The following is a 16,838-nucleotide window of genomic DNA, read 5'->3' as shown; positions in this document are numbered from 1 at the left end:
GGGGCGCATCATGCACGCATCCACGCCAGTATTCGAAGACCATAGGCTATCGCAAAGCTCTCCCAGGTGCACAACTCCCTGGCGAGCGCCTGCCTGGGCAGGTGTTCGCCAGGGACTCGCTTGGGGGAAAAACAGGCCCGATCCAGGCCGTCCAGCAGCGCCCCCATGGCGGGGTCGCGGTGACAGGGCAGCCTGGCCAGATGCAGACAGGGGGTGTCCCAGCGCAGGACGGCCCAGGTCAGCAGGGTTTCCCTGGCCTCGTCAGGAGAGCCCGTGGCGAGGGCCCGTTGCAGGCGATAGAAGGCGCGCCAGCGCGGCCAGCGGCGCATGAATGCCCGCAGCAGGATGGCCAGGAGCACCCAATAGAGATACTGGACCCCTGGTGCGGGGGAGGCGGGAGTGGCGCTCTCCCTTGCCGTGAACACCAGAGGATGTGCGGGCAGGCGCGCCTCCTCGATGCGACCGCTCTGGGTGTTGAACCAGCGCAGGGTCTGGGGGGGCAGCACATAGCGCCCCGCCTCGTCGGCGGTCAGGGCCTGGCGCCACTGGCGCTCGAAGCGTAGCGCCCCCTCGGCCACGAATCGCTCCTGTTGCTGCTCGCCGTCCGGCTTCATGGAGAGGCCGGCGGGCAGGGGCGGGGCCGGCAAGGGGGGCAGGCGGTTGCCATCCCCCCCTTCCATCACCAGGGTGAGGGTGCGGATCACCGGCTCACCCACCCTGGCCTGGGCCGGGCTGAACTGCTGGCGCAACACCAGGCTGCTCGCCACCGGCTCCAGGGGGGCCTTGTCCACCTTGATGAAGAGGGTCGCCGCCCTGGCGGACAGCAGATCCCCCGCGTTGCCCGGCGCGGTCGCACCGGCCTGGTCCTGGGGCGGCAACCGCCCCTGAAAGCGGGGGGATTCGACGGGATGGAGCCCGGGTCCTTTGGCCTGCAGCAGCCATTTTCGCGTGAGACGCCCGGGCAGGCCGGGACTGGTGGGAGAGTCCCAGCGGTCCTCGCCAAGGCGGCGAATGGTAAAGGCCGGGGTGATGGGCTCGCCGAGGTTGGGGGCCTCCAGGTTGGCAGGCAGCCAGAGGGTCAGCTCATAGATGAAGGGCTGGCCGGGGTAGAGATTCCCCTCATGGAGCACCCGGGCCTGCAGCTCGACCGGAGAGAATACCGGGTCTTGTGTCGGCATCAGGGTGCCGTCCAGGGAACGTGTCGGCACCGCCAGGGAGGGGGTGAGATCGGCGCCAAGGGGCAGGGAGGGCACCTGGCGCGGGCTGGTATCGAGCAGGTGCAGGGGGATCTGCCAGCGGGTCAGGCTGCGGCTCTGGGCACTGACCCGCTGTATGCTGACCCGCCCGACCGCAAACTGGCGCAGCAGCGGTTGCAGGTTGAGATCCTCATCGCGGTGCAGCCCGTCGGCTTCGATGACGAGCAGCCAGTCGCGCTCGCTCGCCCCCGGCAACAGCTCGGCCTCGACAGGGGCGGCCTGCACCCGCATGGCGCACAGGGCGAGCAGCAGCCAGCAGCCGAACCGGGGGGAGAGCAAGCGCAGTACGAGGATCACCAGGGCTCCTCCACCTTGAGCAGGGGGCGGCGCAGGGCCTCCTTGCGAAGGCGCTGCTCCAGCAGCAGCACGGGGGGCGCCGGGGGGCGGGGAGCCGCTGAGGCGCGAGCGGGGTCGGGAGTGTCGGCCTGCTCCGGGGCATTTGCCGAGGGCGCCGACTGCGGCGGGTTGGCCCGCAGCAGGGCCAGGTTGTGCAAGGCATCCCTGTGCCCAGGTTCAAGGCGAAGGGCGCTCAGATAGGCCTGCTCCGCGCCGGCAAGATCCCCGAGCCAGACCAGGGCATTGCCCCTGTTGTAGTGGGCGGTGGCGCTGTTTGCCCTGCCATAGGCGGCGACGGCCCTGGCGTAATCCCCGGATCTATACCAGGCGTTGCCTTGCCAGACCGGATCCTGGAAGGCGTTGGCCGCTTCCCGATAGTGTCCCTGGCGATAAGCCTGCCAGCCTGCTTCATCTTGTCGGGAGGCCGCCTGCAGGGAAGGGGGCGCGAAGCCAATGACGAGGATCACCAGCAGCCAGTGGGCGCCGATCCGCGCCAGCAGCGCCAGGGGGAGCAAGGGGATGAGCAGCCAGGGGCCGAGATCCCGGGATTGCCCCTGCGTCAGGGCCTGGCCCATGGGCAGGGGGGCAAAGCGGGGCAGGCCGGAATCAAGCCAGGCCAGCCTGCCTCCGGTACTGGCGGCAAGGGCGGCCATGGCCTCCTCGTCGGGCGCCGGCAAGGTGTGGCCGATCGGGCTGCCGAGCTGCCAGCGCTCGGCAGCCACGCCGGGCTGCCGGGTCTCCTTGCCCCCGCTGGCCAGCAGGATGTCGAGCCGCGGGGCCGAGCCTGCCTTGCAGAACAGGTCGTTGAGGCAGGGCCAGAGGGCGGCGATGCGATCGCGCGCTGTCCCGGAGAGGCCGTCGGTCACGAGCAGCAGACGGGCGGACTGGCCCGGCGGGATCAGGGTGAGGGCCAGGGCCACGGCGCGCTCGGGGGCGCTGCCCTGGACAGGCATGATGGCCGGGCGCAGGTCCGGCAGCAGCAGGGCGATGGCCTGATGATCCCGGGTGGGAGGCATGGCGAGGTAGGCATCCCCGGCAAACAGGATGAGGGCGATGGGATGGGGCGCATCCTGCCGCGCTATGTCGGCCAGCATCTCCTGCAATCCCAGCCTCACCCGGGTTGCCCGGTCCGGCGCCAGATCCTGTGCCAGCATGGAGTCGGAGAGATCCAGCAGCCAGATATCGAGGGCCGGGCTCGGCATGGGGAGACTCTGCTGGCGCAGGGCGGGGCCCGAGAGCGCCAGGATCACCGGCAGACAAGCAAGCCAGCGCCAGGGGATGGCCCGATGGCGGCTCGGCAGCAGATAGGCCTGCATGGCCGGGGAGAGCAAGCCGGGATCGCGGCGGCGGCGCCACCCCTGCCACAGCCAGGGGATCAGGGCTAGCAACCAGAGGGGGCGCAGCAAGGTCAGCTCCATGGTGTCACCGTCATGACCAGCCTACTCATGGGATGGCCTGTGTGACAGGGGGATGTGCCAGCGGGCTGGCCAGCAGAGCAGCAGCCAGGCCAGGGCCAGTGGCCAGGGGTAGAGCTCCTGGTGGGGCCGGGAGAGGATCTGGGGCCGGGCGAGGGGCTCCAGGGTGTCGATGGCCTGGTTGATGGCGGCGAGATCGCCCCGGTTGCGGGCGCGAAAATAGCGGCCTCCTCCCAGTGTCGCCAGCTGCTGCAACAGGGCTTCATCCAGTTCGGCACTGGGATCGGCGTCCCCTGCGGGCGCGGCGAAGGTGTCGGGGTCGGCGCCCACCCCCAGGGTATAGAGACGGATGCCGGCTTTGGCGGCGAGCCTGGCCTCGGTCAGGGGATCCGCATTGCCCGAGGTATTGCGGCCGTCCGTCACCAACAGCAGGGCGGTGGGGCGGGTGGGGTCGGCGTGCTGGCGTGCCAGCAGGATGGCTTCCCCCAGGGCCGTGGTGCGCCCCACCAGATCGAAATCGAGCTCCCTGGCCAGGGTGAGCAGGGCCCCGGTCTCCTGGGTGAGGGGGGAGAGCAGATAGGCGTGATCGGCAAAGACGACCAGGGCGATTCGATCCCCCGGGCGGGAGGCGACAAGGTTGCTTATCTGCTGGCGCACCGCGGCAAGCCTGTCCGTTTGCTCTCCGTCATCCAGCATGTCCTGGGTGCGCATGCTGTCGGAGAGATCCACCGCCAGGATGAGGTCTCGGCTGCTCTGGTAGTGAATGATCGGGGGCTCCTGCCACTGGGGGCGGCACAGGGCCAGTACCAGGGCGCACCAGCAGAGCATCATGCGCCACAAGGGCTGCCCCGCCTGGGGCCGGAGCAGGGGAAAACCTCCGTGAACGAGCTGGTTTCCTCCCTTGCGCCCCTTCATGGGAGGCAGGCCGAAGCGCACCAGCAGCGGCAGGGCGAGGGCGAGGGAAAACCAGGGCCAGGCGAGGATCATCGCGTACCCTCCGGGGAAGGGGCCCCTCGCTTGCTTGTCGGGAATCGCGGCGCGCTGACGCAGCGTCGCCCCCAGGCGAGATAGGCGAGGCGCAATCTTTTGCGCTGCGCCTCATCGGGCATTCTGCCCCCATAGAGCCAGAGCGGCCACTGGGCGGCAAACCGGGAAAAATCGCTCCCCCCCTTGCTGTCCAGCCAGGCGAGCCAAGCCTCCCCTTGCAGGGGGGCCGCCTCGGGCCAGCGGGCCATGGCCGCTTCTCGCAGGGCATCCTGCAGCCTGGGGACGAGATCGTCGGCCTGCCAGTCTATCCGATGCGCCCAGTGGCGCTGGCGCCACAGGGTGAGGGCCGTCATGGCGATCAGGCAAGCGGCGATCGCCGCGATCAGCAGCCCACCGAGGGCCATCAGGCGAGGATCCTGTGCAGGCTCGAGAGCGGGGCCTTGGTGGATGTCGCGCAGCTCGGCACGAATGGCTTGCAAGGCCTCGCTGGACGAGGGCTGGCGATATGCATCCGGTGCGGGCACGCCCTGCTCCCCCCTCAAAACAGACGGCATCCGCCCTCCTGCCACTGGCGTTGCAGGGTGGCGCCGTTGTCGAGGCGATAGAGGCGCGTCACCAGGGGCAGCAACTGCTGGCGACAGGCCTCGGCCTGCTCGTCGGCCGCCCTCTGGTAGCGGGCGCGAAAGCGGGGGTCTTCTCCCGCGAGCCAACCGCTGTGTCTGCCTGCCTGCACTGCCAGCTGGCCGCCGCCCTGCTCGGGCAGAGCGGCTTCCAGGGGATCGCGGATCTGCCAGTAGTGGATATCGTGGCGCAGGCGAAGGCGTTGCAACTGCTGGCAGAGGGCCTGGTCCGGTGCCTGGTGATGGCTTATCAGGGTCAATCTGGCCCCGTGGGGCAGGGTGAGTCGTGCCAGGGTCTGGGCCAGCGTCCAGGGTGGGGGGGCGCGATCCAGCCCTGCCTCGTAATGGCGGCAGAGCGCTTCCAGCAGAGGCATGAGAGAGCCGCGCTGGTGCTCTGTGTGGGGGGCTGCGCCCTGGCAGATCAAGGTATTGGCCTGTTTCTCCCCCTGCCAGAGCAGGGCGGCGGCCAGCTCGCAGCCAAGGCGGGCCTTGAGCTGGGCGCGGGAGCCAAAGTACATGGCGGGTGAGAGATCCAGCAGCAACCAGTGGGCCTGATCCTGCTCTTCCCCGTAGAGGCGGGTGTGGGGGCGGCCGAGGCGGGCGGTGACCCGCCAGTCGATGTGACGCACCTCGTCACCGGCCTGATAGAGGCGAAGCTCCCTGAAATGCAGCCCGGGCTGGCGTCCGATACGCCCCTGGGCCGCCTGATGAATGCGGGCACGTTCGCTCTGGCGCGTCCAGAGGCGCACCGCCAGCAGCCGCTCGAGGGTGAGGGCGATGTCGGGGTGATCCCGGGGCTCGGCGACGGGGGTCATGGCGACAGGGCTGCCTGTGGGGGTCGGTTCAGGGGCATGGAATGGCATCCAGCAGCAGGGTGATGAGCGCCTCGCTATCGAGGTTGTCCGCCAGCGCCTGATAACTCGGGATGAGGCGGTGGCGCAGCACGGCTGGCGCCAGTTGCTGGATGTCTTCGGGCAATACGAAGTCGCGCCCGGCGAGCCAGGCCCGGGCCCGTGCGGCTCTTGCGAGGCCGATGCTGGCCCTGGGGCTGGCACCCACCGCAATGAGGGGTTCCAACTCGGGGCACAGGCCGCTGCCGGGTCGGGTGGCGCACACCAGTTGCACCAGATAGTGCTCGAGGCGCCCCTGCATCTGTACCCCTTGAACGGCGGTGCGGGCTTCCAGCAAGTCGGACTGGCTCAGGGTGACCGGCGGCGTCGGCAGGGCGTCGCCACGGGCGTTGAGTTGAAGGATGGCCAGCTCCATGGCGGGGCTGGGGTAATCCACCAGCAGCTTGAGCAAGAAGCGATCGAGCTGGGCCTCCGGCAGGGGATAGGTCCCTTCCTGCTCGATGGGGTTCTGGGTGGCGGCGACCATGAAGAGGGAGGGCAGGCGCCAGCTCTTCTTGCCCACGGTGATCTGGTGCTCGGCCATGGCCTCCAGCAGGGCGGACTGCACCTTGGCCGGCGCCCGGTTGATCTCGTCCGCCAGCACCAGGTGGTTGAACAGGGGGCCGGGTTGAAACACGAAACTCGCATCCTGGGGATGGAAGACCTCGCTGCCGGTGAGATCGGCAGGGAGCAGATCCGGGGTGAACTGGATACGGGCAAAGCGCCCCTCCACGGCGCCGGCCAGCGCCTTGACCGCCCGGGTCTTGGCAAGACCGGGGGCCCCCTCGATCAGCACATGTCCTTCACATAACAGGGCGATCAGCAGCCCCTCGATGAGGGGGCCCTGTCCCAGGATCTGGCTGCCCAGATAGTCTCCAAGTGCTCTGAACTCGGCCGCTGCCATGCGATAAACCCGTTGTTTTTATGGAAGTTGATCTTTTTATACCCCAGTTGGCTCACAAGGGCGAGGGAGGGTGGCAAGATGGGGACAATTTAGTTTCAATCAGCCGTATGAAAGTTGTGATTGGATTGTTAAGATGTGGCGCAATGAGGTCAGACCTCTGCCTTTTTAACCCAAGGAGCCAGGATGAAACAGCCATTGAAACTGACGACTCGCCAGGGCGAACGGATAGCCGTCGTGGCGGGTCTGCGCACCCCCTTTGCCAAGCAGGCCACCGCTTTTCACGGCGTGCCTGCGGTGGATCTGGGCAAACTGGTGGTGAGCGAGATGCTCGCCCGCACCGATCTCGACCCCAAGCTCATCGACCAGCTGGTGTTCGGCCAGGTGGTGCAGATGCCGGAAGCGCCCAACATCGCCCGGGAGATCGTGCTCGGCACCGGCATGAGCGTCAGCACCGATGCCTATAGCGTGTCGCGCGCCTGCGCCACCAGTTTCCAGGCGGTGGCCAATGTCACCGAATCCATCATGGCCGGCACGGTGGACATCGCCATCGCCGGCGGTGCCGACTCCTCTTCCGTGCTGCCCATCGGGGTCAGCAAGTCTCTGGCCCGCGCCCTGGTGGATCTCAACAAGGCGCGCAACCTCCAGCAGCGTTTCAATATTCTGCGCCGTCTGCGCCTGAAGGACCTGCTGCCGGTGCCCCCGGCCGTGGCCGAGTACTCCACCGGTCTCTCCATGGGGCAGACCGCCGAGCAGATGGCCAAGACCCACCAGATCAGCCGCGAGGCGCAAGATGCGCTGGCCCACCGCTCCCACACCCTGGCGGCCGAAGCCTGGGCCCAGGGCAAATTGAGTGGCGAGGTGTTCACCGCCCACGTGCCCCCCTACAAGTCGCCGCTGGAGCGGGACAACAACATCCGCGAAAGCTCCGAACTGGCGAGTTACGCCAAGCTCAAACCGGTGTTTGACCGGGCTCACGGCTCGGTGACCGCCGCCAACGCCACCCCGCTCACCGACGGCGCCGCCGCCGTGCTGATGATGCGTGAAGGGCGGGCCCGCGAGCTGGGTCTGGAGCCGCTGGGTTACATCCGCAGCTTCGCGTTCTCCGCCATCGATGTCTGGCAGGACATGCTGATGGGCCCCTCCTATGCCACGCCGCTGGCGCTGGACCGTGCCGGCATCACCCTTGGGGATCTCACCCTCATCGACATGCACGAAGCCTTTGCCGCCCAGACGCTGGCCAACCTCAAGATGTTTGCAAGCGCCGAATTTGCCCGTGACAAGCTGGGCCGGGATCAGGCCATCGGCGAGGTGGACATGGAGAAGTTCAACGTGCTCGGCGGCTCTTTGGCCTTTGGTCACCCCTTTGCCGCCACCGGGGCGCGCATGATCACCCAGACCCTGCATGAACTGCGGCGCCGGGGTGGGGGATTGGGGCTCAACACCGCCTGTGCGGCGGGTGGGCTGGGTGTGGCCATGGTGCTGGAGGTGGAATGATGAGTGCCAAGACTTTTTCTCTGGATATTCGCAAAGACGGCATCGGCATCCTCACCATGGATGTGCCCGGTGAGAGCATGAACACCCTGAAGGCCTCCTTTGCGGACGAGATCCGCACTCTGCTGGCCGAGGTAAAGGGGAACGGGGATCTGATTGGCCTGGTGATCATCTCCGGCAAAAAGGACTCCTTCGTTGCCGGGGCCGACATCGCCATGCTGGCGGCCTGCACCAGCGCCCAGGATGCCGAAGCGCTGTCCCGGGCCGGACAGGACGTGTTCGCCGAGATCGAAGCCCTGGGGATCCCGGTGATCGCCGCCATTCACGGCCCCTGCCTGGGCGGCGGGCTGGAGCTGGCGCTCGCCTGTCATGGCCGGGTGGTGACCGATCACGGTAAAACCGTGCTGGGCCTGCCGGAAGTGCAGCTCGGCCTGCTGCCGGGCTCCGGCGGAACCCAGCGCCTGCCGCGCCTCATCGGGGTGGCCAAGGCACTGGATCTGATGCTGACCGGCAAGCAGGTGCGGGCCAAACAGGCCAGGAAGCTCGGGCTGGTGGATGACATGGTGCCCCCGTCCATTTTGCTGGAGGCCGCCATCAAGCTTGCCAAGAAGGGCAAGCCGCGCCACCACCTGAAACGGGATCTGCAGGGCAAGGTGCTGGAGACCAACAAATTTGGTCGCAAGGTGCTGTTCGATCAGGCCCGCAAGGGGGTCAAGGCCAAGACCCGGGGCAACTACCCGGCGCCGGAGCGTATCATCGAGGTGGTGCGCATCGGCGTGGAGGAGGGGATGCAGGCCGGCCTGCAGGCCGAGGCCCGCCACTTCGGCGAGCTGGTGATGACGCCGGAATCCGCCGCCCTGCGCTCCCTCTTCTTCGCCACCACGGAGATGAAGAAAGAGGTGAGCTATCAGGGGGCCGAGCCGCGTAAGGTGGGTCATGCCGCCGTGCTGGGGGGCGGCCTGATGGGGGGCGGCATCGCCTTCGTCACCGCCACCAAGGCGGGGGTGCCGGTGCGGATCAAGGATGTGGCGAGCGCCGGCATCGGCAATGCCATGCGTTACAGCTACGACCTCCTCGCGAGGAAGCTCAAGCGTCGCCAACTGCTGCGCAGTGAGCTGGAGAAACAGATGAGCCTGCTCACCGGCACCCTGGACTATTCCGGGTTCCACCGGGTGGACATGGTGGTGGAAGCGGTGTTCGAGGACATCAACCTCAAGCACCAGATGGTGCAGGACGTGGAGCGCGAGTGCGGCGAGCACACCGTGTTTGCCTCCAACACCTCCTCCCTGCCCATCCACCAGATCGCCTCGGCGGCGACGCATCCGGAGCGGGTGGTGGGGCTGCACTACTTCAGCCCGGTGGACAAGATGCCGCTCGCCGAGATCATTCCCCACGCGGGTACCAGCGCCGAGACGGTGGCCACCACCCTGGCCTTCGCCCGGGCCCAGGGCAAGACCCCCATCGTGGTGAAGGACGAGGCGGGCTTCTACGTCAACCGCATCCTGGCGCCCTACATGAACGAGGCGGCGCGCCTGGTGCTGGAAGGGGAGCCGGTGGAGGTACTGGACGGCGCTCTGCTCGACTTCGGTTTTCCAGTCGGCCCCATCACCCTGCTGGACGAGGTGGGGATCGACGTGGGGGCCAAGATCTCCCCCATCCTCGAAAAAGAGCTGGGTGGCGAGCAGTTCCAGGCGCCCAAGGCCTTTGACAAGCTGCTGGAGGACGATCGCAAGGGGCGCAAGAACGGCAAGGGCTTCTATCTCTATGGCAAGGCGGCCCCGCGCAACAAGCTCACCGGCAAGGAGGGCAAGAAGACGGTGGACGCGAGCGTCTACGACGTGCTGGGCGTCAAGCCCCAGGCCAAGCTTGCCAGGCAGGAGATCGCCGAGCGCTGCGTGCTGCTGATGCTCAACGAAGCAGCCATGGCCCTGGATGGCGGCGTGGTGGCCTCGGCCCGGGACGGCGACATCGGCGCCATCTTCGGCATCGGCTTCCCTCCCTTCCTGGGCGGTCCGTTCCGCTACATGGACAGCCTCGGCATCGACTATCTGGTGGGGCGCCTTGAGCACCATCAGAAGCGTTTTGGCGACCGCTTCGCCCCCTGTGCGCGGCTGAAAGCGATGGCGGCGGAGCAGCAGACCTTCTACTGATGGCTCTCGACGGCATGCATCGAGCGAGGCGACCCCAAGGTCGCCTCGCTTTTTGTTGGGCGTACCTTCCCGGTTTGGGGCGGGGGCGCGAAGAAAAAGGGGCGGAGAGGGGTAAAACCTTGATCTGGCGCAAACAGGTGCCCCATTTATTACTTTGGTGGCATAGGACTCAGGCGCGGGTTGAGGTCAAATAGTCTCATCAGGAACGGGGGCGACCCCGTCACGAAAGGGACACCCATTTCACTGGATGAAGGACACACTATGAGTCTGCTTGAACACACCATCTGGACTGTATTGGGGTATGGGGCCATGCCCTTTATCTTCCTGAGCGGGTTCGTGGCAGTGGCAGTGACCTGCTGCCTGCTGCTCAATGCCTTCGGGGTCAAGTCCGCCGAGAAGTGAGTCACTCTCGTTCATGCCGCCAAATGCCAGTCTCACGACTGGCATTTGTTTTTTGTGCTTCTGAAGCACTTGCCCGCCCCTGATGGGGTAAAGGGAGCGCAAGACGGTCGAACCCGGCGGCCATTTTGATTACACTGACGCCCGGCATGTCCGCCCCCTTCTCTTTTATCAGGTATTCACGACTTCTATGGCGCTCAAGGCAACCATCTTCAAGGCCCAGATCAGCTTGTCTGACATGGATCGCAATCTCTATCAGGACTTCTCCCTCACCCTGGCCCGTCACCCCTCCGAGACCGACGAGCGCATGATGATCCGCCTCGCGGCCTTCGCCTGGCATGCCGCCGAGCGGCTGGAGTTCACCAAGGGGCTCTCTGCCGACGACGAGCCCGAGCTCTGGTGCAAGAACTACTCCGACGAGATTGAACTCTGGATTGAGCTGGGTCAGCCGGACGAGCGCCGTCTCAAGAAGGCATGCAATCGCTCTCGCCAGGTGGTGCTCTACCTCTATGGCGGTCGTGGCACCAGCGTCTGGTGGAAGCAGAACCAGGGCAAGCTCGGTCTGCACGACAACCTGAGCGTCATCGAACTCTCCGACAGCCAGACCCTGCCCCTGGCGGCCATGGTGGAGCGCACCATGCAGCTCACCTGCACCATCTCCGACGGCCAGCTCTGGGTCAGCAACGGCAGCCAGGAGGTGACGCTGGACCCCGTGGTGCTGATGGGACGCCCGGCCCGCGAACTGTAAACGGGATACTCATGTTCAGCGCCCTGCTCAATATCGTCATTCCCGTGTTTGCGGTGGTGGGCCTTGGCGCCCTCTATGGGCGGCTGCGACCGGGCGGGGCCCTGGGTTATGTCAACCGGGCCAATATCGAGCTCTTTACCCCGGCGCTGGTCTTCTCGGCCCTGGTGAAATACCCCGTGGATCTGGCGGCGCACTTGCCCCTTGTGGGGGCCGGTGCCCTGGTGATCCTGCTGCCCGGTTTGCTGCTCTCCCTGCTCAAACTCAAGGAGATAGAGCGGGCCGCGCTGATCCTGCCCGCCATGTTTCGCAACACCGGCAACCTCGGCATTCCGCTGATGGTGCTCGCCTTTGGCGAGCAGCAGCTCGGCGCCATCGTCATCCTCTTTGTGCTCTCCAACCTGCTCCACTTCTCGGTGGGCATGTTCATCCTCTCGGCCAGCAGCTCCCGCTGGCTCTGGCTGAGAAGCCCCGTGCTCTGGGCCGCCTTCGCCGGGCTGCTGGTGGCCAACCTGCATATCCCGCTGCCGAAATACCTGGTGACCAGCGCCGCCCTGCTCGGCCAGATAGCGGTGCCCCTGATGCTGTTTGCCTTAGGCATCCGGCTGATGGAAGGGGAGCTGGATCACCTGGGGCTGGCCATCAAGTGCAACCTGCTCTATCTGCTGGCGGGAGCCATCTCCCTGGGGCTCGCCGTCTGGCTGCTGCCCCTCGAACCTGACTGGATACCACTCCTGATGCTGTCGGTGGCGCTGCCCCCGGCGGTATTGAATTACATCCTGTGCGAGCAGTACCAGTGTCAGCCCGACAAGGTGGCCAGTATTGTGCTCGGCGGCAATGCGCTCTCGGTGGTGGTGATCCCGCTGGCGGTCTGGTTGGCGCTGCATCTGGGGAGTTGACCCTGCTCTGTCTTCCTCTTCAAGGACGCCCGATGGCGTCCTTTTTATTGCTATCGTGCATGTCCGATGTTGTTTTGCTCATCGAGTACAGCCGAGCTTGCTCGCGTATCTGACAAGGTTTTGAAGCCGGTTTAGCCGGATAAGGCAGAGAGTGGAAGGGGGAGAAAGGGAATAAAACAGGGCGGCCTTGGCCGCCCTGTTTAGTGATGGGGAGCAGGCTGAACCTGGCCATCCTTGCGCAGCTGGGAATAAAGGCCAACTCCCGCCAGCAGCCCGGCGAGGGCCAGCAGCCACCAGATGGCGGTGGCGGGGCGGCTGCCCGCATCCCCCAGCATAAAGCCGATGAGCAGGTTGCCAAAGAGCGCCATGCAGCCACCGGCGCTGGCATAGAAGCCGTAGTAGCTGCCGAGCTGCTCAGGGGGGGCGTAGCGGGGCAGCTGGGCGGCGAAGAGCGGGAAGCAGAGGATGGAGCCCAGGGAAAGCAGGGCCACCTGCGTCAACACGCCTGCCGTCGGCCAGGGTGCCAGCAGGGGCAGGGCGAGATAGCTCAAGCCCATCATGCCTATCCCCAGCCCCATGGCGAGCGGTACTCCCAGGCGGCGCTCCACCAGGCGGGAGGCCGGGAGCTGGAGCAGAACGCCGATCACCGCCGAGAGGGTGAAGACGCCGCCGAGCAGGTGGGTGGCGTCCGGCAGGCTCTGGATATGGGCGGGGAGGGCGAGATAGAGCTGATGGAACAGGATCTGGTAGCTGCCTGCCAGCAGGGTGAACCCCATGAAGGGGCGCTGGCGCACTATCTCCCCCAATTGGCGCAAGATGGCGCCACGGGGGCTCTGGTTGCTCACCGGGCGTTTGGGCAGCACCCGGTATTGCAGCACTCCGAGCAGGGCGAAGAGGCTCGCCGCCAGGATCCCCGTCAGGGTATAGCTCTGCTGGGTCAAGGTGAGGCCGACCAGGGGGCCGAGCAGCATGCCCGCCTCGCTGGCCAGATTGTGCAGGGCGAAGGCGCGCTGACGCTGGCTCGGGTTGTGGCATTCGCTGGCAAGGTAGGCCTGGGCGCAGGGGGTAAACAGGGCCCCCGCAAAGCCGGTGAGGGCGGCGGCCAGCAGCAGGATGGGCAGGGACTCGGCCCAGCCCAGCAGCACGAAGCCTAAAGATCGTACCAGGCAGCCCCAGACGATGGCGGGATGGTAGCCGATGCGATCTCCAAGGGTACCGCCCAACAGGAAGAGCCCCTGCTGGCTGAAGACCCGCATCCCCATGACGAGGCCACAGGCCCAGCCGGCCAGGCCGAGCCCGCTGCCCATGTGCTGGGCGAGGAAGGGCATCATCATGTAAAAGCCGAGGTTGAAGGCGAGCCCATTGGTGATGAGCAGGCGGGCGGCCGGGCTCATGCCCTGCCAGTCCCGCCAGTAGGAGGCGCCGTTCATGATCGCCTCCCGCCAGCGCGTGGGGCGGTGGTCGCCGGGGTGGCGCAGTACTGTGTCATGATGTCTTTCGCAGGGTTCTGAGGAAGGGGATGCCGTGCTGATCGTGGCTTATCTCCACCGGCACCTGGTAGAGGCGCTCGATGAGGGCCGCGTCGAGCACCCGGGCGGGGGGGCCGAAGGCCTGCAGATCTCCCTCTGCCAGCACGATCAGCTGATCGGCAAACTGGGCGGCCAGGTTGAGATCGTGCAGCACCACCAGGGTGATCCACTGCTGCTCCCGGGTCTGCTGGCACAGGTGCTCCATCAGTTGCATCTGGTGGTGCAGGTCCAGGGCGCTGACCGGCTCGTCCAGCATCATGATGCGGGGGTCGCGCAGCAGCACCTGGGCGAAGAGCACCATCTGCCGCTGGCCGCCGCTCAAGGAGTAGAGGGGGCGATCCGCCAGATGGGCGATGCCGAGCGCCTGCAGGGCCCGGCCGGCAGCCAGGATGTCCTCGTCCGCGAGGCGCATGGAGAGGCTGTCGAGGCGCCCCAGCACCACCACCTCGATGACGCTGAGATCCAGCTCCAGCTGGATGTTCTGGGGCATGTAGCCAAACTGCTGGCGCCACCTGGCCTGCGTCATCTGGCGGGCACTCTGGTCCCCGAGGCGAATGTCGCCACTGTCCGGGGTCAGTTCACCAAAGAGGGTGCGCATCAAGGAGGTCTTGCCGGTCCCGTTCGGGCCGATGATCACATGGACCTGACCCGGATGCAGGGTGAGGCTGAGATCCCGCAGCAAGGTCTGCTGGCCGAGGGAGAGGGAGAGTCGGGATATTTCAAGCACGTTTACGCCCCCTGCCGAGGATCAACCAGATGAAGAAGGGCACGCCAATGAGCGCAGTGACGATACCGATGGGGAACAGGGCCCCCGGAATGATGGACTTGGAGAGCACCGAGGCCGCCGAGAGCATGCAGGCGCCGCACAGGGCGGAGAGGGGGATCAAAAAGCGCTGATCTTCCCCCACCAGCATGCGGGCGATATGGGGGGCCACCAGGCCGACGAAGCCGATCACGCCGACGAAGCTGGTGGCGGTGGCGGTGAGCAGGGCGACCAGCACCAGGGTCTTCATGCGCAGTCTGTCGACGTTGACCCCGAGGCTGCGGGCGCGGGCTTCCCCGAGGCGCAGGCTGGTGAGGGCCCAGGCATCCCGGTAGATGAGCAGGGTGCAGATCAGGGTGACGACGGCGGTGATGATCAGGGAGTCCCAGGTGGTGCGCATCAGGCTGCCAAACAGCCAGAACAGGATCTGCTGGTTGAGTTCGGGGGAGGAGAGAAACTGCAGCAGGGAGAGCAGGGACTGGAACAGGAACAGCAGGGCGATGCCCGCCAGGATCAGGGTCTGGCTGCTGACATGGCGCATCATGGCCAGGCCAAACAGCAGGCAGGCGGCAAACATGCACACAATGAAGGCACCGGCCGGGATGGCCACCAGGGGAGGAAGTCCGAGGCCGCCGGTGTAGAGGGCCAGCGCCGCGCCAAGGCCCGCCGCCGCCGCGAGCCCGAGGGTATAGGGGCTGGCGAGGGGGTTGTCCAGCAGGGTCTGCATCTGCACGCCGCCAAGGCCGAGGGAGGCTCCGACCACCAGAGCCATGAGGGCGATGGGCAGGCGCATGTCGTGGACGATGGTGCGGGTCATGGGATCGGCCTGGGCGGGGGAAACCAGGGCATCGATCACGTCGTGCAGGGCCAGCAGGGAGGGGCCGGTGGCGATGTCGAGCACCAGGGTAATGCACAGGACCAGGGCGAGCAGCAGGAGCCAGTGCCAGCGACGGCGCTCCCGTTGCCGCTGCCGGGCGAGGGTCTGCTGCAGGGCAGCCAAATCATTCATGATGTCAATCCTGAAACGGGCGCCGCAAGAGGCGCCCACACAATCCAAGAGGGTTGCTGAAGAGGGCGTGGCCGAGGTGGGCCACACCCGAATTGCCGGGGTTAGCTTGCGTCATCCTGCTTGATGCCCAGCATGAAGGTGCCCTGGGGACGGATGGGCAGGTAGTGCTGATAGAACGCCTGATAGGTGGCCAGGGGATCGAGATCCTGGAAGAGATCCGGATAGAGGGCCTTGGCCATGAACTCGATGAGGGCGGCATCCATGATGCTGCGGGTGGCGCCGTGATAGACCGCGTAGAGGCGACCCTCCTTCACCGCAGGCAGCTCGCTCCAGCCCGGACGGGCGGCAAAGCCTTGCAGACGCTGGCGCACGGTCTCTGCCGACACATCCTGGCCCACCTGCATGGCGACAGCACTGCTCACGCTCTCGTAGCCCGCCATCAGGATCACCTCGGGCTTGCTCGCCAGCAGTTGTTCCGGGTGGATGGGGCCCCAGCGATCGACGAAGGGGGCGGCCACGTTGTCGCCACCGGCCAGCAGGGCCATGGCGCCCCACATGTCCTTGCCATAGGTGTAGCTGTACTCGGCCGGGCCCTTGTCACCCAGCTCGATGTAGACCCGGGGCGGCGTGCGCTTCGCGGCGGCAATGCGGGAGGTGATGGTGTCAATCTTGGCCTTGTACTCGTCGGCCATCTTCCGGGCGCGGGCCTCCTGGCCGGTCAGCTTGCCAAGCAGCAGGGTGCTCGCCATGTGCTGTGCCAGGGTCTGGGCGTTGTAGTCGATGACCACCACCGGGATCCCTGCCTGCTCAAGGCGTGGCAGGTCGGCGGCCAGGGCCTCATATTGCCACTTCGCCAGGATCACCAGGTCGGGCTTGACCGCCAGGGTCTTCTCGATGGAGAAGCTCTGATCCTGCACGTTGCCAAGGTCGGGGACCTTGGCCAGTTGTGGCTGGCTGGCCACATAGAGCGACCAGATGGCGGGACGGGACTTCATGAACCAGCCCAGGGACATGCCCACCAGGCGTTCGGCCCCGCCTTCACCGGCCACCGCCAGGTAATCTTCGGGATAGAAACCGAGCACAATACGGTTTGCCGGAAGGCTGAGGGAGACCTTGCGGCCCATCACATCTTCCACTTCAACGGGGGGGGCGGCCTGCGCCATCCAGCTCACCAGGACGAGCTGGCCGAGCAGCAGCAACTTTGCCAGGGGGTGACGAAACATCTTGTAGCACCTCGAGAATAGAGACGGTCAAAAAAGAAAGTGAGAACTATTGCTATTCGTGAGCGCAAAAGCAACAAACGTTTGTGTCATCCCCTCTCTTGTTATTTCTGTCATTAATGGAACCGGTTCTACAAGAGCACCAGGAGAGAGTCTCATCCCCCGGTTTTCTGCCTTTTCGGGCCACGCAGGGGGTGGCGCCCGGTATGGCACCCATGGATTTGT

General features: G+C 66.3%; 15 protein-coding genes. 5 read left to right on the top strand and 10 right to left on the bottom strand.

Features of this window, described 5'->3' with window-relative positions:
- Positions 1-8: 8 nt before the first annotated feature.
- The 6 genes from ACPW74_RS09755 to ACPW74_RS09730 form a co-directional block, all read right to left on the bottom strand.
- Positions 9-1,487: a hypothetical protein gene (locus tag ACPW74_RS09755; protein WP_270821258.1), complete on the bottom strand. Its 1,479-nt coding sequence runs from the start codon at positions 1,485-1,487 to the stop codon at positions 9-11.
- 62 nt (positions 1,488-1,549) lie between these two features.
- Positions 1,550-3,010: a vWA domain-containing protein gene (locus ACPW74_RS09750; RefSeq protein ID WP_425859055.1), complete on the bottom strand. Its 1,461-nt coding sequence runs from the start codon at positions 3,008-3,010 to the stop codon at positions 1,550-1,552.
- A 21-nt stretch (positions 3,011-3,031) separates the two neighbouring features.
- Positions 3,032-3,994, bottom strand: coding sequence for a VWA domain-containing protein (locus ACPW74_RS09745; RefSeq protein WP_052815044.1), 963 nt, complete (start codon positions 3,992-3,994; stop codon positions 3,032-3,034).
- Complete coding sequence (locus ACPW74_RS09740; protein WP_223954245.1) at positions 3,991-4,548, bottom strand: DUF4381 family protein; 558 nt, start codon at positions 4,546-4,548, stop codon at positions 3,991-3,993. The genes ACPW74_RS09745 and ACPW74_RS09740 overlap by 4 nt, the downstream gene beginning before the upstream one ends.
- Complete coding sequence (locus tag ACPW74_RS09735; protein WP_160837773.1) at positions 4,533-5,429, bottom strand: DUF58 domain-containing protein; 897 nt, start codon at positions 5,427-5,429, stop codon at positions 4,533-4,535. Before ACPW74_RS09735 ends, ACPW74_RS09740 begins: the two co-directional genes overlap by 16 nt.
- A 28-nt stretch (positions 5,430-5,457) precedes the next feature.
- Complete coding sequence (locus ACPW74_RS09730) at positions 5,458-6,408, bottom strand: AAA family ATPase (RefSeq protein ID WP_052815041.1); 951 nt, start codon at positions 6,406-6,408, stop codon at positions 5,458-5,460.
- Positions 6,409-6,591: 183 nt separating this feature from the next.
- Here ACPW74_RS09730 and fadI point away from each other — a divergent pair, with 183 nt between their 5' ends.
- The 5 genes from fadI to ACPW74_RS09705 all read left to right on the top strand — a co-directional run bounded on the left by fadI (position 6,592) and on the right by ACPW74_RS09705 (position 12,092).
- Positions 6,592-7,902 (top strand): acetyl-CoA C-acyltransferase FadI, encoded by a 1,311-nt coding sequence (fadI, locus tag ACPW74_RS09725; RefSeq protein WP_323916938.1) that lies wholly within the window; start codon positions 6,592-6,594, stop codon positions 7,900-7,902.
- Positions 7,902-10,049: a fatty acid oxidation complex subunit alpha FadJ gene (gene fadJ / locus ACPW74_RS09720; protein WP_160837789.1), complete on the top strand. Its 2,148-nt coding sequence runs from the start codon at positions 7,902-7,904 to the stop codon at positions 10,047-10,049. Before fadI ends, fadJ begins: the two co-directional genes overlap by 1 nt.
- 261 nt (positions 10,050-10,310) lie before the next feature.
- The gene (locus ACPW74_RS09715) at positions 10,311-10,451 is read left to right on the top strand and encodes a TIGR02808 family protein (protein WP_010674670.1); all 141 of its coding nucleotides are present in this window, start codon (positions 10,311-10,313) and stop codon (positions 10,449-10,451) included.
- Between the two features lie 187 nt (positions 10,452-10,638).
- Positions 10,639-11,196: a YaeQ family protein gene (locus tag ACPW74_RS09710; RefSeq protein WP_010674671.1), complete on the top strand. Its 558-nt coding sequence runs from the start codon at positions 10,639-10,641 to the stop codon at positions 11,194-11,196.
- A gap of 11 nt (positions 11,197-11,207) precedes the next feature.
- Positions 11,208-12,092, top strand: a complete 885-nt coding sequence (locus ACPW74_RS09705) for an AEC family transporter (protein WP_425859052.1) — start codon at positions 11,208-11,210, stop codon at positions 12,090-12,092.
- A 200-nt stretch (positions 12,093-12,292) separates the two neighbouring features.
- Here ACPW74_RS09705 and ACPW74_RS09700 read toward each other — a convergent pair whose 3' ends face one another.
- The 4 genes from ACPW74_RS09700 to ACPW74_RS09685 all read right to left on the bottom strand — a co-directional run bounded on the left by ACPW74_RS09700 (position 12,293) and on the right by ACPW74_RS09685 (position 16,616).
- Complete coding sequence (locus ACPW74_RS09700; protein ID WP_425859050.1) at positions 12,293-13,522, bottom strand: MFS transporter; 1,230 nt, start codon at positions 13,520-13,522, stop codon at positions 12,293-12,295.
- A gap of 55 nt (positions 13,523-13,577) precedes the next feature.
- Positions 13,578-14,348 (bottom strand): ABC transporter ATP-binding protein, encoded by a 771-nt coding sequence (locus ACPW74_RS09695; protein WP_425859049.1) that lies wholly within the window; start codon positions 14,346-14,348, stop codon positions 13,578-13,580.
- The gene (locus tag ACPW74_RS09690) at positions 14,341-15,393 is read right to left on the bottom strand and encodes a FecCD family ABC transporter permease (protein ID WP_010674675.1); all 1,053 of its coding nucleotides are present in this window, start codon (positions 15,391-15,393) and stop codon (positions 14,341-14,343) included. The genes ACPW74_RS09695 and ACPW74_RS09690 overlap by 8 nt, the downstream gene beginning before the upstream one ends.
- Before the next feature lie 101 nt (positions 15,394-15,494).
- Positions 15,495-16,616: an ABC transporter substrate-binding protein gene (locus ACPW74_RS09685; protein WP_039039122.1), complete on the bottom strand. Its 1,122-nt coding sequence runs from the start codon at positions 16,614-16,616 to the stop codon at positions 15,495-15,497.
- Positions 16,617-16,838 lie beyond the last annotated feature (222 nt).

The organism is Aeromonas sp. INTO2, from assembly GCF_049860605.1.
Lineage (GTDB): Bacteria > Pseudomonadota > Gammaproteobacteria > Enterobacterales > Aeromonadaceae > Aeromonas > Aeromonas caviae.
This window is presented reverse-complemented; position numbering and strand designations above follow the sequence as displayed.

What these genes read in the sequence shown, in the direction of transcription:
- ACPW74_RS09755 (WP_270821258.1), bottom strand. Translation starts at nt 1,487, where the DNA reads ATGCGGGTGCAGGCCGCCCCTGTCGAGGCCGAGCTGTTGCCGGGGGCG.
- ACPW74_RS09750 (WP_425859055.1), bottom strand. Translation starts at nt 3,010, where the DNA reads ATGGAGCTGACCTTGCTGCGCCCCCTCTGGTTGCTAGCCCTGATCCCC.
- ACPW74_RS09745 (WP_052815044.1), bottom strand. Translation starts at nt 3,994, where the DNA reads ATGATCCTCGCCTGGCCCTGGTTTTCCCTCGCCCTCGCCCTGCCGCTG.
- ACPW74_RS09740 (WP_223954245.1), bottom strand. Translation starts at nt 4,548, where the DNA reads ATGCCGTCTGTTTTGAGGGGGGAGCAGGGCGTGCCCGCACCGGATGCA.
- ACPW74_RS09735 (WP_160837773.1), bottom strand. Translation starts at nt 5,429, where the DNA reads ATGACCCCCGTCGCCGAGCCCCGGGATCACCCCGACATCGCCCTCACC.
- ACPW74_RS09730 (WP_052815041.1), bottom strand. Translation starts at nt 6,408, where the DNA reads ATGGCAGCGGCCGAGTTCAGAGCACTTGGAGACTATCTGGGCAGCCAG.
- fadI (WP_323916938.1), top strand. Translation starts at nt 6,592, where the DNA reads ATGAAACAGCCATTGAAACTGACGACTCGCCAGGGCGAACGGATAGCC.
- fadJ (WP_160837789.1), top strand. Translation starts at nt 7,902, where the DNA reads ATGAGTGCCAAGACTTTTTCTCTGGATATTCGCAAAGACGGCATCGGC.
- ACPW74_RS09715 (WP_010674670.1), top strand. Translation starts at nt 10,311, where the DNA reads ATGAGTCTGCTTGAACACACCATCTGGACTGTATTGGGGTATGGGGCC.
- ACPW74_RS09710 (WP_010674671.1), top strand. Translation starts at nt 10,639, where the DNA reads ATGGCGCTCAAGGCAACCATCTTCAAGGCCCAGATCAGCTTGTCTGAC.
- ACPW74_RS09705 (WP_425859052.1), top strand. Translation starts at nt 11,208, where the DNA reads ATGTTCAGCGCCCTGCTCAATATCGTCATTCCCGTGTTTGCGGTGGTG.
- ACPW74_RS09700 (WP_425859050.1), bottom strand. Translation starts at nt 13,522, where the DNA reads ATGAACGGCGCCTCCTACTGGCGGGACTGGCAGGGCATGAGCCCGGCC.
- ACPW74_RS09690 (WP_010674675.1), bottom strand. Translation starts at nt 15,393, where the DNA reads ATGAATGATTTGGCTGCCCTGCAGCAGACCCTCGCCCGGCAGCGGCAA.
- ACPW74_RS09685 (WP_039039122.1), bottom strand. Translation starts at nt 16,616, where the DNA reads ATGTTTCGTCACCCCCTGGCAAAGTTGCTGCTGCTCGGCCAGCTCGTC.